This is a genomic window from Methylobacterium sp. J-088, assembly GCF_022829295.1.
Classification (GTDB): Bacteria; Pseudomonadota; Alphaproteobacteria; order Rhizobiales; family Beijerinckiaceae; genus Methylobacterium.
In genome coordinates, this window is sequence record NZ_JAKSYH010000061.1 from 1 (window position 1) to 13,566 (window position 13,566).

The 13,566-nt window shown below is 70.0% G+C and carries 16 protein-coding genes; 6 read left to right on the top strand and 10 right to left on the bottom strand.

The annotated features are described in order from the left end of the window. Positions 1–350: 350 nt before the first annotated feature. On the bottom strand, positions 351–872 hold the full coding sequence (locus tag MKK63_RS07845; RefSeq protein WP_243918764.1) for a DUF2244 domain-containing protein: 522 nt from the start codon (positions 870–872) through the stop codon (positions 351–353). A gap of 20 nt (positions 873–892) precedes the next feature. On the opposite strand from MKK63_RS07845, the gene nth reads away from it, so the two are divergent. After that, a complete protein-coding gene (nth, locus tag MKK63_RS07850) occupies positions 893–1,672 on the top strand; it encodes an endonuclease III (protein ID WP_244000372.1) in 780 nt (259 codons plus the stop codon). Between the two features lie 196 nt (positions 1,673–1,868). Continuing rightward, a complete protein-coding gene (gene purC, locus MKK63_RS07855; RefSeq protein WP_243918760.1) occupies positions 1,869–2,663 on the top strand; it encodes a phosphoribosylaminoimidazolesuccinocarboxamide synthase in 795 nt (264 codons plus the stop codon). A gap of 6 nt (positions 2,664–2,669) precedes the next feature. Here purC and MKK63_RS07860 read toward each other — a convergent pair whose 3' ends face one another. From MKK63_RS07860 to MKK63_RS07875, 4 genes are read right to left on the bottom strand one after another with little or no spacing between them, the layout of a single operon-like run. Further along, complete coding sequence (locus MKK63_RS07860; protein WP_244000375.1) at positions 2,670–4,286, bottom strand: glycosyltransferase; 1,617 nt, start codon at positions 4,284–4,286, stop codon at positions 2,670–2,672. Beyond that, entirely contained in the window at positions 4,283–6,397 is a 2,115-nt protein-coding gene (locus tag MKK63_RS07865; protein WP_244000377.1) for a glycosyltransferase family 2 protein, read from the bottom strand. The genes MKK63_RS07860 and MKK63_RS07865 overlap by 4 nt, the downstream gene beginning before the upstream one ends. Next, a complete protein-coding gene (locus MKK63_RS07870) occupies positions 6,303–6,974 on the bottom strand; it encodes a hypothetical protein (protein ID WP_244000379.1) in 672 nt (223 codons plus the stop codon). The genes MKK63_RS07865 and MKK63_RS07870 overlap by 95 nt, the downstream gene beginning before the upstream one ends. A gap of 23 nt (positions 6,975–6,997) precedes the next feature. Next, complete coding sequence (locus MKK63_RS07875; RefSeq protein ID WP_409564485.1) at positions 6,998–7,555, bottom strand: invasion associated locus B family protein; 558 nt, start codon at positions 7,553–7,555, stop codon at positions 6,998–7,000. Between the two features lie 186 nt (positions 7,556–7,741). Between MKK63_RS07875 and MKK63_RS07880 the strand changes: the two genes are divergently transcribed. Continuing rightward, on the top strand, positions 7,742–8,116 hold the full coding sequence (locus MKK63_RS07880) for a hypothetical protein (protein WP_244000435.1): 375 nt from the start codon (positions 7,742–7,744) through the stop codon (positions 8,114–8,116). A 12-nt stretch (positions 8,117–8,128) separates the two neighbouring features. Here MKK63_RS07880 and MKK63_RS07885 read toward each other — a convergent pair whose 3' ends face one another. The 3 genes from MKK63_RS07885 to MKK63_RS07895 form a co-directional block, all read right to left on the bottom strand. After that, entirely contained in the window at positions 8,129–8,860 is a 732-nt protein-coding gene (locus MKK63_RS07885) for a M48 family metallopeptidase (RefSeq protein WP_244000381.1), read from the bottom strand. A 113-nt stretch (positions 8,861–8,973) separates the two neighbouring features. Further along, positions 8,974–9,525: a prepilin peptidase gene (locus MKK63_RS07890; RefSeq protein ID WP_244000383.1), complete on the bottom strand. Its 552-nt coding sequence runs from the start codon at positions 9,523–9,525 to the stop codon at positions 8,974–8,976. A 179-nt stretch (positions 9,526–9,704) separates the two neighbouring features. Further along, on the bottom strand, positions 9,705–9,869 hold the full coding sequence (locus MKK63_RS07895) for a Flp family type IVb pilin (RefSeq protein ID WP_243918734.1): 165 nt from the start codon (positions 9,867–9,869) through the stop codon (positions 9,705–9,707). Between the two features lie 318 nt (positions 9,870–10,187). Between MKK63_RS07895 and MKK63_RS07900 the strand changes: the two genes are divergently transcribed. The 3 genes from MKK63_RS07900 to MKK63_RS07910 all read left to right on the top strand — a co-directional run bounded on the left by MKK63_RS07900 (position 10,188) and on the right by MKK63_RS07910 (position 12,190). Continuing rightward, a complete protein-coding gene (locus tag MKK63_RS07900; RefSeq protein ID WP_244000385.1) occupies positions 10,188–10,673 on the top strand; it encodes a pilus assembly protein N-terminal domain-containing protein in 486 nt (161 codons plus the stop codon). Between the two features lie 101 nt (positions 10,674–10,774). After that, positions 10,775–11,422, top strand: coding sequence for an RraA family protein (locus MKK63_RS07905; RefSeq protein WP_244000387.1), 648 nt, complete (start codon positions 10,775–10,777; stop codon positions 11,420–11,422). 93 nt (positions 11,423–11,515) lie between these two features. After that, the gene (locus MKK63_RS07910; protein ID WP_244000389.1) at positions 11,516–12,190 is read left to right on the top strand and encodes a metallophosphoesterase family protein; all 675 of its coding nucleotides are present in this window, start codon (positions 11,516–11,518) and stop codon (positions 12,188–12,190) included. A 320-nt stretch (positions 12,191–12,510) separates the two neighbouring features. Here the strand turns inward: MKK63_RS07910 and MKK63_RS07915 are convergent, their stop codons facing one another. Both MKK63_RS07915 and yihA read right to left on the bottom strand, forming a co-directional pair. Then, entirely contained in the window at positions 12,511–12,888 is a 378-nt protein-coding gene (locus MKK63_RS07915) for a DUF423 domain-containing protein (protein WP_244000391.1), read from the bottom strand. After that, complete coding sequence (yihA, locus tag MKK63_RS07920) at positions 12,885–13,538, bottom strand: ribosome biogenesis GTP-binding protein YihA/YsxC (protein WP_244000393.1); 654 nt, start codon at positions 13,536–13,538, stop codon at positions 12,885–12,887. The genes MKK63_RS07915 and yihA overlap by 4 nt, the downstream gene beginning before the upstream one ends. Between the last annotated feature and the right edge of the window lie 28 nt (positions 13,539–13,566).

Below are 13,566 nucleotides of genomic sequence, written 5' to 3' on the forward strand. Positions count from 1 at the left end.
ACAGCGCCAAATACCCGTCGGTGAGCTCAGAAAGAAGAACAACAGATCAGCACAAGTCTCTCACGTCAGGCCTCTCGACCCGACCGCAAGGACAAACGCCGCCCGCGTCTCCCTTCCTCAATCATAACTTGTCAAAGATCCGCCCGGTCGCCCAGGCCATCAGAGGCAAACAGAAGGCCGCCCGGCTACTCAGCCGGCCAGTCCCGCCGATTGTCAGAAGATGCTTCAGCGCCCGGGCCACTTCCGCGGCCGGCGCCGATGAACCGGGGTATACGGACCTAACCCCGACCCGTCAACCGCTTCGTTCCAGGCGGCGGCAGATTTTTTCGCGCCGGCTCTGTCGCTGCCCGTCAGTAGCCCTTCTTCACCTGCGCCAGGGCCGCGGTCAGGCCTTGCGCGACCCGCGCCCGTTCGTCCGGGCCGGCATCCCGGGCCACGAGCGCGTGCTGCCGGCGCGAGACCAGGGTCAGGCGCTGCAGCCCGTACTCGTCATCCTCCACCGTCTCCAGCTTGGTCCAGAGCGGGTTGAACCGCCACTCGCGCCGCTCCCCCCGGTGGCTGACCCGGGCGAGCAGGATCTCGATCTGCGTGATCATCACCTCCTCGAAGGACCCGCCGCGGCGGACGCTCACCTTCAGCGCCGCGTAGATCGCGAGCATGTCGAGTCCGAAGAAGCCGGCGACCGGCCAGAACCCCATCCGCCACGCCCAGACCGAGACCGTGAGCGAGACCGCGCAGCAGCCGGTCATCACCACCCGGAACCCGAGTCGGCTCAAGGATTGGTGCGGCCGGATGGTCGCCGCGAAGACAGGCCGGTCGATCGAATCGGGATCGAGGCCATACGGATGGACGGAAGGATTGCCGCTCGCCATGCGATCCATATAACGCAGCCATGCCCGTCAGAAAGCCACCGAGTCCCGTGACGGATCGCGCCGGTCGCGGAGTTGCGAGGCGTGGCGGGGCCGCAGCCGCCGGCCGCCTCGCGGGCCCGGTCGGGCCGGCGGTGACCGCACAGGTGGACACCGCCCCCGAAGCCGTCGCCCCGGACATCCTCACCGAGATCTTCCGCCGGTTCCACGAGGCCGAGCCGGAGCCGAAGGGTGAGCTGCACTACGTCAACCCGTTCACGCTGCTCGTGGCCGTGGTGCTTTCGGCGCAGGCGACGGATCGCGGCGTCAACCTCGCCACCGGCCCGCTCTTCGCCGTCGCCGACACGCCCGAGACAATGCTGGCCCTCGGGGAAGACCGGGTCCGGGACTTCGTGCGGACGATCGGGCTGTTCAACACCAAGGCCAAGAACGTCGTCGCACTCTCGCGCATCCTGGTCGACCAGCATGGCGGCGCGGTACCGGCGAGCCTGGAGGCGCTTCAGGTGCTGCCCGGCGTCGGAGCCAAGACCGCGAGCGTCGTGCTGAACATCGCCTTCGGGGTCCCGCGGATCGCCGTCGACACCCATATCTTCCGGGTCTCGAACCGGATCCCACTGTTCATCGGGGCGACCACCGACAAGGTGCAGGCCGGGCTGGAGGCGATCGTGCCGGAGCCCTACCGTCTCCACGCCCATCACTGGCTGATCTTGCACGGCCGCTACACCTGCAAGGCGCGCAAGCCCGAATGCCCGCGCTGCCGCATCGCGGATCTGTGCCGATACCCGTCCAAGACGACGGCGTGACGACCTCCAAGACACGTGCGGGGCGCCCTCCGCAATCCCCCTCTGCGGGCTAACGCGTTGTGCTGGAAGCCCGGTTCGGCTAGTTTGCCAGCCGGTTGCCGGGGCTCTCGGGCAGAGGCCGTCCGGCTGCCCGACCTCGCGTCCGGTCGCCGCGCCGCGGATCCTCTCCATCGTCGCGCACTAGGAGCCTCGGCCCATGGACTTCCTCAAACCACGGTACACGCCTATGAACCGCCGCCGTCGCATCTACGAGGGCAAGGCGAAGGTCCTCTACGAGGGGCCCGAGCCCGGGACGCTCATCCAGCACTTCAAGGATGACGCGACGGCCTTCAACGCGAAGAAGCACGAGGTCATCGACGGCAAGGGCGTGCTGAACAACCGGATTTCCGAGTTCGTCTTTCAGCACCTCAACGATATCGGCGTGCCGACGCACTTCATCCGCCGGCTCAACATGCGCGAGCAGCTGATCCGCGAAGTCGAGATCATCCCCCTCGAGGTGGTGGTGCGCAACGTCGCGGCCGGCTCGCTGGCGACGCGGCTGGGCCTGGAGGAAGGCACCCAGCTGCCGCGCTCGATCATCGAGTTCTACTACAAGAACGACGCGCTGAACGATCCGATGGTCTCCGAGGAGCACATCACGGCCTTCGGCTGGGCGACGCCCCAGGAGATCGACGACATCATGGCGCTGGCGATCCGCGTCAACGACTTCCTGTCGGGCCTGTTCCTCGGCGTCGGCATCCGGCTCGTCGACTTCAAGATCGAGACCGGCCGGCTCTGGGAAGGCGACATGATGCGCATCGTCGTCGCCGACGAGATCTCCCCGGATTCGTGCCGGCTGTGGGACATCAAGTCCTCCGATAAGCTCGACAAGGACCGGTTCCGCAAGGATCTGGGCGGCCTGATCGAGGCCTATACCGAGGTCGCCAAGCGGCTCGGCATCATGTCGGAGAACGAGAAGGTGCAGAGCGGCGGGCCGCGGCTCGTCCAGTAGGCGCGCTCAGGCGGGCGGGCGGCCGGGCGGGCGGCGGAGAGACGCCATGCCCGCTGGCGGGAAATCCCGGCGCAGGCGCGCATGGGTCGAGAGGTCCGGGTCGAAGCCCGGGTGATAATGGGGGTCCTGCGCAAGCAGCGGCCCCCATCGTGTTTTGAGCGCGGCGATCTCGCGCGCATGCCGGGCACGCGCCTCCGGGGTCCAGCGGCGGCTCGCCGCCTCGCGGTGATGCAGGACCGCCCCTGGAACCAGCAGCGTCCGGTAGCCGGCCGCGTTGAGGCGCAGGCACAGATCCACGTCGTTGAAATCGACCGCGAACGCGGCGTCTTCGAAGCCGCCCACGGCCCGGAATGTGTCCGCCTCGACCACCAGGCAGGCCGCCGTCACGGCTGAGACCGCGTGCGTGGCCTGGAGCGCCGCGCGATAACCTGGCGCATCCCCCGGGAAGTGGCGGTGCCCGTGGGTGACCAGCCCGCCGGTGCCGAGCACGATGCCGCCATGCTGGATCCGGCCTTCGCCGTCGAGGAGCTTGGCACCCACGGCACCGACATCCGGGCGCAGGGCCTCGCGGGCCATGAGGGTCAGCCAGTCGGGCTGGAATGCCTCGACGTCGTTGTTGATGAAGACCAGCAGCCGGCCCCGGGCGCGGGCAGCCGCGGCGTTGTTCATCGCGGCAAAATTGAACGGCCCCGGACAGGGCACGACATGCCCCCTCCCCTGCCGCTCCAGATCGACCAGATAGGCCAGGGTCTCCGGTTCGCGGCTGTCGTTATCGCAGACCAGGATCTCGATCGCCGGCCAATCGGTGCAGCTCCGCAGGCTGTCCAGGCAGGGGCGGAGCAGGTCGAGGCGGTCGCGGGTCGGCACGATCAGGCTGGCGAGCGGTGGCGGATCGGGGAGCGGATGCTCCACGCGCAGACATCCGTCCGGCAGCGCGACGAGGCGGGCCCCGGCCCGGCCGGTCCGATCGAGATGCGCCTCCACCACGCGGTGATGGATCCGCCCCCCCTCTCCTACGCTATGGAGCGCGGGCCCCCCTCTCCCCGCACGCGGGGCGGAGGGATCGCCGTCCCGACGCCGAATCGATAGGATCTCCGGCAAATGGCCGATGGCCTGGGGACCGTGCCGCTCGGCGATGCGGAACGCGGCATCGGCCGGGCTCAGCGGATGGATCTCCGGATCGAGGGCGGTCCGCCGATAGGCCAGGACCGGCCCGAGATAATCGGAGGCCGCGAGACGGTCGGCATCGAAGACCGGCGGCAGGAGCGGCCAGACCGGGCCGCCCGCACGGTCCTGTGTGAGCGCGTCGCCGTAGAGCGCCTGAAGATCGGGCTCGGCGACGAAGATGGCGGCGATCCGCGCCGGGGCGCCGGCCACGAGCGCGCCGTCGCCGATCAGGCGGAGGTGGTCGCCCAATCCGGCCGGAGCCGGCAGGACGCCGTCGAGGATCCGCGCCGGCAAAGTGAGCCGATGATCGATGCCCACCAGCGCCGCCAGCCTCTGCCGGGCGCGCAGGCGCTTGCCCGTCAGTCGCGCCCAGAGGATGGCGCCGGCCTCCCGGGGATGGCCCAGAATCCGGCGCGCCGCGTCGGCGATCCCCCGCCGGGATCGGCGGCGCGTCATTCCAGATCCTCGCCGAAGGTCGTGAGCGACAAGGCCGGATGGTAGAACGGATCGTGGCGAATCACGTCGCGCCAGCGCTCGGAGAAGCGCCCCGCTTCCCGCTCGAACCGGGCGCGCTCGGCGCCGACCGAGGGGCCGCGGCTCACGGATTCGAGATGCGCGAGGGTCGCATCCGGGGTCCAGACACTCTTCCAGCCAGCAGCGCCAAGCCGCAGGCAGAAATCGACGTCGTTGAAGTCGACCGGAAAGGTTTTGGCGTCGAAGCCGCCCACCGCGAGATACTTCTCCCGCGAGACCGCCAGGCAGGCGGCCGTCACCGCGGAAACCTCGTGGGCCACGCGCAGACGCCCGAGATGGCCGGGCGTGTCGCCGGGACGCCGGCGCAGGATGTGGCCCGCCCGTCCGCCGAGCCCGACCACGACGCCGGCATGCTGCAGGGCGCCGTCCCCGTAGAGGAGCTTGGCGCCCACGGCGCCGACCTCGGGCCTACAGGCCTGCCGGACCATCGCGTCGAGCCAACCGGGCTCCAACACCGCCACGTCGTTGTTCAGCAGTACGACCACGGTGCCGGACGCCAGGGCGACGCCGGCATTGACCATCGCGGCGAAGTTGAACGGTTGCGGGTCGATCCGGATGCGCACGCGCGGATCCCGGCGCAGGGTCTCGTAATGGGCCAGCACCGCGGGGTCGGTCGAGCCGTTGTCGATGATGATCAGCTCGATCGGGGCGTAGGTCGTCTCGTGCAGGACGCCGCGGCAGACGCGCGTGATCAGGTCGAGCCGGTCGCGCGAGGGGATCACGATGCTGACCGTCGGCGCGGGATCCGGCAGCGGCCAGAGCAGCTGGACGGCACCGTCCCGGAGCGCGGCGGCCGGGACCTTCTGGCATGCGTCGAGCGCCCGTGCCCGGGCGGGCGGGTCGAGGGGGTCGGCCGCATTGCGCGCGAGCGGGCGCGCGACATGAACCACCCGTGCCCGCGCCGAGACGGCGGCGACCTCCAGGGCGAGTTCCATCTGCGCCATCGAACCCAGGGGGGCCGGCAGAAACGCGGCCAGGAACGCATGCAATGCGAGCAGCGGACGGCCGGGATAGCCCGTCGCCAAGGCGAGGTCCGGGCTCCAGTCCGGCTTCAGGCGCGGCCTGCCGTCCGGACCGATGGCGTCGCCGTAGGCAAGGTCGGCGCCCTGAAGGGCGTGCGCCAGGAGCGCCAGGGCGTCGGGCTCCGGGATATCACCCGGACGCAGCAGGCACAGGGCCTCGGACCCGGCGACGAGATCCTCCGGGCCGGCGCGTTCGTCCCAGTGCCGATGGACGGCCCGCGCATCCGGCGTGTCGGGCAGCGTGCCCTCCCAGGTGACGCAGATCGCCTCCGGGCGATGCGTCTGCGCCTGAAGGGCGTCCAGCGTGGCGGCCAGGGCCGCTGTCTCGCCGGGACGCGCCAGGACGAGGCAGCGGATCCGCAGGTTCGCGGCCGACGTGGAAACCGGCCGGGTTCGGGTGGCGGCCCAGGCATCGAACCCTGCAAGCGGCGTCACCGCGCAGGTACCGCGCAGCGTGTCGCGATACCGTCGCTCCGAACCGCGGGCCCGCTGGTAGAGCGCCCCCACGAAGCGCCAGGGGCGCCGCAAAAGACATTGCGCCAGCACGCCGCCCTCACGCCGGATACCGACACGCTCGAGCGCGAAGTCGGGGCCGGCACAGAGGCGGATCTCCCGGACATCCGGCGGGATCAGGCCGAGCCAGTGCGCCACGCCCAGGGATGCCCCCGGCAGCACGAAATCCTGGGGCGCATCGTCGGAGCCGCGCAGGACACGCAGGATCGGGCGGCGCGGCGCCACCACGGCGCCGTCCCGGTAGCTCAATACGATCCAGCCGGTCCGATGGTCGGGGAGAACGAGGCGGCGGTCGAAGGCAGGGTCGTCCGCCGGCTCCAGGCGGAAGCGGGTGGCGCGGCCGAACCGGAGCCGGTCGCGCAGGCTGAGCGATGAACCCGGATCGACGCGGCGCGCCGCGGCGTCACTGGGCAGCGTCGTCGCCTCCGCCCGGGGGCGGCGCCTCGGCCACCGCCGGCTTCCGTCGGCGCGGCTTGGCGGCGGTCTTGCCGCTCGCACCCTTGGCGATCCCGCCCTTGCCCAACGCGCCGACCCCGACCGCGATATCGTAATCCGCCGTTATCGGGGCCGGAACGGCCAGCGGCTCGGCCACGATGGTCGCGAAGCCCTGCGCTTCGCCGGCCCCGACGACTAGGCCGGCGCGCTCGACGCGGTTCGAGATCACCTTGCCGTCGTGGCGAATCTGGAAGGTGACCGGCACGTCGAACCGGCCCGGCGCCCCGGCCGGACCGAGCAGGACGTTCACCTCCACGCCGATCTTCACGGTGATCGAACCATCCGGGAGCCGCGTGCACTCGCGGGCGAGGCGGCCCAGGGAGAATTGCGTGCGCACGTTCGCACCCGCCATGGTCCGCGAGGCGGCGGCATTCTCGGCGACCTCGACGGGGGGACAGTAGGGCGGATCGAGGCTCTCGGCCTGCGAGGGCGGGACCGTGGTGCCGCCGAATTTGAACAGGTTGGAGAAGACGTTGCCGTCCTCGGCCCGGGCCGGCGCCGCGGCGAGCGCGGCGGCGAAGACCAGCACCGCCGCCGCGCCCCGGCACACGCTCCCGGATACGTTCCGACTTCCGATCATCGCACGGCTCCCGAGCGGCCCCGTCATTTCAGGCTGTCGAACCCGGCCGCGAACCCCTTCATCGACAGCGGGATGCCGACGCCCTCCTCGGGCGTCTGGAACACGATGAAGGTCGCCTGCGTGCCGCTCTTGAACTGGCGGATCAGACCGTCATCCATCACCACCTCGGCGACGCAGCCGGTGGTGAGGCAACGGACGAACCCGGCCCGGCCGATATCGGTCTGGTCGATCTTCAGGCCGAGGCCCGAGGGCAGGAGCACGCCCAGCGGCGCCACGACCCGCAGCAGGTAGCCGCGGTTGTCCGCCGTCTTCAGCACGATGACCACCAGGGTCAGGTTCGGCCGGTCCTCGGCGGCGAGATACTGGACCAGCGCGCATTGCTCGGCCTTGGCGCCCGCGGGCGTCTCGCAGCGCAATTGCCAATCCTCGAAGGTCTTGCGCACCATGCCCTGCGCCATCGCGGGCCCCGTGGCGAACCCTGCTGGGGTGAGCGCCGCCGCGACGAGGGCGAGGAAGACCGGCAGCGCGGCGCGCCGGACAGCGCGCCGAAATCGAACGAGCTTCGGGTGAAGCAGCACCACCGATCCCTTCGGAACGCTCCGGCCGCGGACGGGCGGGAGCCGTACAATCGGGCGTGTTCGGACCATGGTCGGCCCCGCGCTGTCAAGCGATCCAGCCTCTGTGTTGCGCAGCAGCGCTATCCGAGAGGGAATGCGAGGCCTAGATAAGTCCCAGTCAGTCCTCAAGCGCCGGATCCTGTAGCCGTGATGCGTCCGCTCGCCCTTTCGGCCGCCTGCCTGTTGGCCGCCCTCACGCAGGCCGGGGCCCAGAGCCTGCCGGTCGGCGAGACCACCTATGTCGAGCGCTCGCTCAATCACTCCGACACGCTGGTCATCGAGCATCCGCCGGTTGCCGTGAATCCGTACGGTCGGCGCGAGGGACAGGCGGCGATCGCGGGCTACTGCCGGGACGGCGGCCTGATCCGCCGGCGCGACGCCTTCGGCAATCCGGTGATCATCCGCCAGCGCGAAATTTGCGACAGCGTCGCCCCGCGCACCCTCAATCCCGGCGAAGTCGATCCGCGGCCGACTTGGCCGGCCGACGCCGACGCCCGCGAGCGCGTGCTGCGCTCCAAGGGCTGAATTCGCGCAGGCTCAGCCGTAGCGATGCAGGCTGGAGCCGTTCCGCTTCAGCCAGGCCTCGGCGTCGTCCACGTTCGGGCAGAGCTCGCGCAGGAGCGTCCAGAACCGGGGCGAATGGTTCATCTCCCGCAGATGCGCCATCTCGTGGGCGACAAGGTAGTCGAGCACCATCGGCGGGGCCAGGATCAGGCGCCACGAGAAGTTCAGTTCGCCGCGCGCCGTGCAGGATCCCCAGCGGCTGCGGGTATCGCGCAGGGTCATGCGGACCGGCCGCTGCCCGAGGCGCGGCGCGTAGCGCTCGACCGCCTCCGCGAGGTCGAGCCGGGCTTCCCGCGTCAGGAAGTCCCGGATCCGGCGCGCCACGTGGGCGGCCTCGCAGCCGACCGCGATCACCGGCTCACCGGCGTCATGCGCGATGCGAACGCCGCCGCGGGTACCCTGCAGACTGACGCGATGCGGCTCGCCGCGCAGCGGGAGCGTCGCGCCCGGCTCGAAGATCACGCGCTCGGGCAACCGGGCGAGCCGCGCGGCGATCCAACCGGCATGGCTTACCGCGAAACGCTGCGCGGTGTTCACCGCCGTCCGGCTCGGAAGCGTGATCACCACCTCGCCGGTGGCGGCTGAGACCCGGAGGGTGATGCGGCGCGCGGTCGGGCGCCGCCGGAGCGCGATGCGGAAGCGCGCGCCCTCGTGCTGGACCTCGAGATGATCTGGATCGGGGCGACGCAGCAGCGCGAGGGGCATGCCCGACTTCTAGCGAGGGTCGAACCGGGGCTCCAGATCCCTGATCCCGGAATCGAAGCGGGCCGGAGATATCCCCCGGCCGCGGCCTCCACGGATGTCCGGCGCGCGGCGCCTCAGCCAGCGAGTGCCCGGCTCCAGACCTCCGTTTCGGGGAGGACCAGGAGGGCGGCGGCAGCCAGGGCGATACCGTAGGGAATGCCGGTCTTCGCATCGTGCAGATGCAGGGCGAACGGCATGCGCGCGATGCGCATAGGCAGCGGATGTGCGCGCGCGAACAGAATGCCCAGCGTCAGGGCGCCGCCGAGGAGCGATGCGACGAGGAGATAATCGCCCAACCCGTCGAAGCCGAGCCACAGGGCCGTCGCGGCCGCGAGCTTGGCATCGCCGCCGCCGATAATGCCGAAGGCGAACAGCGTGAAGGTCGCCACGAGGATCGCGGCCCCCGAACCCAGGTGGAAGCCGATCTCGGTCCAGCTCATCGGGCCCGTCACCGCGAGCACCGCGAAGCCCGCCACCAGGGCGAGCGAAATGCGGTTCGGGATCAGCATGGTCAGGAGATCGCTCGCTGCGGCGTAGGCCATCAGGAACGGAAACAGCACGAGCAGGCCGAAGCCTGCCAATCCCAGACTCGCTATCGGATAACTTGCGACGCCTGCACCGATCATCTCGGGGCCAACCTACGATGCTGATTGCCGGAAATGGCACGGGGCCGGAACCACCCGACCCTCGGAAGTCGTCTCTTCCCGTGACGGCCGCGGCGGCCGGTCGAGGGAGCCCCCGCCGGCTCACGCGCGACGGGGGCGGCTCGGACCTGCCGCAGATCGTGGCCGTAAGGTTCGACTTTTTACTGCAGGTTGCCGGAGATCTGGGTGAATTTGGCGGTCAGGTTGGTGCCGAGAGTCCGCAGAGCGGTGATGATGGCAACCGCCACCAGGGCCGCGATCATGCCGTACTCGATGGCGGTGGCGCCGGACTCGTCAGAAGCGAAACGGTTGAACAGGCTCTTCATGAGGGACGATCCTTCGATCAATTCGGTGCGACCAAAACTTACGCGATGACCGACGAAGAATTTTCAGGTCTCGATCGGCGGCTCGCACAACCTGCCGATTTCGCCTTGAAAATCGGTTAAACTCGATTTTGGTCGCACCGATATCTTCAGCCGACGCCAGCGTGGTGAAGGTTCGGTTTCGGGGATCGGCCGCGGATCCCGGCATCGCGCGTCGAACCGGGGACTTGGACGTGCTTAGCGCTTCCTTCACCCGTGTCGCGTATCCACAGGTGCCGGGCGGAGGACCGTCCACCGACCGCTTCCTCGCGAGCCTCTTCGATGCACCGCACCCTGCCGCATGCGGGCCGAGCCGGCCTCCTCCTCTTGATGATGGGCGGAGCGGCGGTGGCCGGCCAGCCCGAGCCGCTGCCGGTGGTGACCGTGCTGGTCGATAACGCCAAAGTGATCCGGCTGCCGGAGAAGACCACGACCGTGATCGTCGGAAATCCGATCATCGCGGAAGTCACGCCGCAGAAGAACGGCGTGCTCGTGCTCACCGGCAAAAGCTTCGGCTCGACCAACCTGATCGCCCTCGACAATGCCGGCGCAATGATCGCCGAAACGATGATCCGCGTGGAGGCATCGCGCGACTCGACCATCACGGTCCAGCGCGGGTTGGACCGGGAGTCCCTGTCCTGCACGCCGAACTGCCAGCCCGCCGTCCAGCTCGGTGACGCGGCGAAATACTTCGACGCTAACAGTGGCCAAGCGGATTCCCGGCGCAAGCTCGCCACGAGCAGTGCGGCGCCAGCGGGCGATCGCTGATGGCCGACGACACCACGCTCCCGTTCAGGCAGGATCGTCCGTAGGGTCGCCGGTCCCTCAAGGGTCCGGGCGGCCGGGACAGGGAAAGGAGATCCGGGCCGATGACAGCCGTGACGCACCACCCACTGCCGCATGCCGTCGATCCCGGCCTGCTCACCGCCCTGCGCGGGGTCGCCACGGCGACGATCAGCGACTGCCTCGACCGCATGCCGGTTCTGGCGGGTCTGCGGCCATTCCATCGCGGCGGCCAGCTGATCGGCACGGCCTTCACGGTGCAGGTTCGGGCGGGTGACAATCTCGCCATCCATCAGGCGCTCGAGGCGGCCCGTCGCGGGGACGTGATCGTGGTCGATGGCGGCGGGGACACGAGCCGGGCCCTCGTGGGTGACATCATGAAGACGATCGCGGAGACCCGCGGCATCGCAGGCTTCGTCATCGATGGGGCAGTGCGGGACATCGAGGCCTTCGCCAGCTCCGATTTCCCCTGCTACGCCCGCACCGCGACGCCGCGCGGCCCGTTCAAGACGGGACCCGGCGCGACCAATCTGCCGGTCAGCATCGGCGGCTGGACGGTGACCCCGGGCGACGTGGTGGTGGGCGATGCGGACGGGGTCGTCACCTTCCCGCCCGGAATCGTCCCGAGCCTGCGCGAGGCGGTATGCGCGCAGGCGGCCCGGGAGGCGGACGTCCTCGCGCTGATCCGGTCCGGCCGCTACGACGGACGCTACGCCCGGCCCGCGAACGGCTGAGGCGGTCGGGCGGAACAGCCTGATCTTCACCGGGACATCCGGGGTTTCCGGTCCGGACTTGCCGGCCGGACCGCCCCGTTGGACGATGCCGCCATGGATTCCAGACTCCTCACCTACGCCATCGGCGACGTCCACGGCTGCTCGGCCCTGCTCGACGCGTTGCTGGAGCGGATCGCCGGCCATGCCGGCGACCGCGCTCACAAGCTCGTCTTCCTGGGGGACTACATCGACCGCGGCCCCGACAGCGCGGGGGTGCTGCGCACCCTCAGCCGCCTCTGCTGGGCCGAGCCGGAGCGCGTCACCTGCCTGATGGGCAATCACGAGCGTATGCTGCTCGATGCGCTCCACACGCCGCAGGCCGCCGAGCGATGGCTATACAATGGCGGCGACGCGACGCTCGACGCGTTCGGCGCGCACGAGGTCGCCGACCTGCCGCGCGACACCCTCGACTGGATCGAGGCCCTGCCGACCCTGCACGCCGACGCGGCACGCTGGTACGTCCATGCCGGCTTCCGGCCGGGGGCCGAGATTCCGGATCCGGACGAGCACAACCGGCTCTGGATCCGCGAGCCGTTCCTGGAGGGCGACCACGACTTCGAACGGCACGTGGTGCACGGACACACGCCCCAGCGCAACGGCCGCCCGGAACGGCGCAGGTTTCGGACGAATCTCGACACCGGCGCGGTCTATGGCGGCGCACTGACGGCCGGAGTCTTTTCCGAGCTGCAGGGACCGGCGGTGGATTTTCTGCAGGTGAGAGCGGCTTGATTGAGCCTTATCGGGCTGGAACCGGGCCGTGGCCGTTTTCGGGCTTCGGCTGACTGTCGGGCCGGTGGCGGACTCATGAGGTCAGCCAGACGCGCGCCGTTTCCCGGACAGGAGGAGCGACAGCGAAGCCTGGTACGAGAGCCATCATGCGAAGCGCCGCATCACAGCGGGCACAGGTCGATCCAGATCGACGCTTCGCGACGTCGTGTGCTCGAATCGCGGGTCGCATTTGCTCCGAGCGCCCAAGAAAAGGGCCGTGTCAACCGACGCGACGCGATACGTCAGACCGGACCACACGACTGGACAGAGGGCCCGTCAGCTCAGGCCCGCACCGGCACCAGCGCGCACAGCATCCCCGCGAGCCAACCGCCCATCAGCGCGAAACCGCCGGTGGGGGCCGCCATCGGGAAGAGCGGATGCTGGAGCCACGTGCGCACCGCGAGGTCGCCGCAGAACAGGATCAGGCCGAGGACCAGCAGTCCCCCCGCCACCCTGGCGAGACCCGGCCGCGCCAGCCCGGCGGCACCGAGCCCGATCAAGGCCAGGATCGCGGGGGCGTGGAACAGCAGGAACTGCGCCGCCGTCTTCAGGGAGTCGGCCCCGGGGATGTGCGCGGCGGCGGCGCTGAGCGCGACCCCGAGCAGACCGGCGAGGCAGGCGAGCGCAACGAGCGCGCGGTCGATCCCCGAAGGCCTCACGCGCCGCGCTCCACCAGAAGCTTGGCGATCGCCGCTCGCAGCTCCGGCACGCCGGCATCGTCTCGGCTCGACGTCAGGATCACCTGCGGATAGGCGGCCGGGCGCTTGGCGAGCCCCGCCTCGATCCCGGCGATGCGGGCGGCGACTTCGCCCTTCTTGAGGGAGTCCCCCTTGGTCAGCACGACCTGATAGCTCACCGCGGCCTTGTCGAGCCCGTCAAGCACGTCGGTGTCGATCGACTTGAAGCCGTGCCGGGCGTCGATCAGCATGAACACCCGGGCAAGGTTGGCCCGACCTTTCAGGTAGGCATGGATCAGCCGGGTCCAGGCCTCGACCTTGGCCTTCTCGACCGCCGCGTAGCCGTAGCCGGGCATGTCCACCAGCGACAGGCGCTCGCCGATCCGGAAGAAGTTGAGCTGCTGCGTCCGCCCCGGCGTGTGCGAGGTCCGTGCCAGGGTGTTCCGCCCGGTGAGCGCGTTGATCAGGCTCGATTTGCCGACATTCGAGCGGCCCGCGAAGGCGATCTCAACACCCTCCATCGGCGGCAGCCGATCGAGAATCTGGGCGGCCGCGTAGAAGTCGGCGGCGCCGGCAAAGAGCAGGCGGCCGGCCTCGGTGAGGTCGACCGCGTCGTCGTTTGGTTCGGTCACGATGTGTCGTCCGTCAGCTGTTGCCGGT

Coding starts and splice junctions, on each gene's coding strand:
- MKK63_RS07845 (WP_243918764.1), bottom strand. CDS start 872: ATGGCGAGCGGCAATCCTTCCGTCCATCCGTATGGCCTCGATCCCGAT.
- nth (WP_244000372.1), top strand. CDS start 893: ATGCCCGTCAGAAAGCCACCGAGTCCCGTGACGGATCGCGCCGGTCGC.
- purC (WP_243918760.1), top strand. CDS start 1,869: ATGGACTTCCTCAAACCACGGTACACGCCTATGAACCGCCGCCGTCGC.
- MKK63_RS07860 (WP_244000375.1), bottom strand. CDS start 4,286: ATGACGCGCCGCCGATCCCGGCGGGGGATCGCCGACGCGGCGCGCCGG.
- MKK63_RS07870 (WP_244000379.1), bottom strand. CDS start 6,974: ATGATCGGAAGTCGGAACGTATCCGGGAGCGTGTGCCGGGGCGCGGCG.
- MKK63_RS07880 (WP_244000435.1), top strand. CDS start 7,742: ATGCGTCCGCTCGCCCTTTCGGCCGCCTGCCTGTTGGCCGCCCTCACG.
- MKK63_RS07885 (WP_244000381.1), bottom strand. CDS start 8,860: ATGCCCCTCGCGCTGCTGCGTCGCCCCGATCCAGATCATCTCGAGGTC.
- MKK63_RS07890 (WP_244000383.1), bottom strand. CDS start 9,525: ATGATCGGTGCAGGCGTCGCAAGTTATCCGATAGCGAGTCTGGGATTG.
- MKK63_RS07895 (WP_243918734.1), bottom strand. CDS start 9,869: ATGAAGAGCCTGTTCAACCGTTTCGCTTCTGACGAGTCCGGCGCCACC.
- MKK63_RS07900 (WP_244000385.1), top strand. CDS start 10,188: ATGCACCGCACCCTGCCGCATGCGGGCCGAGCCGGCCTCCTCCTCTTG.
- MKK63_RS07905 (WP_244000387.1), top strand. CDS start 10,775: ATGACAGCCGTGACGCACCACCCACTGCCGCATGCCGTCGATCCCGGC.
- MKK63_RS07910 (WP_244000389.1), top strand. CDS start 11,516: ATGGATTCCAGACTCCTCACCTACGCCATCGGCGACGTCCACGGCTGC.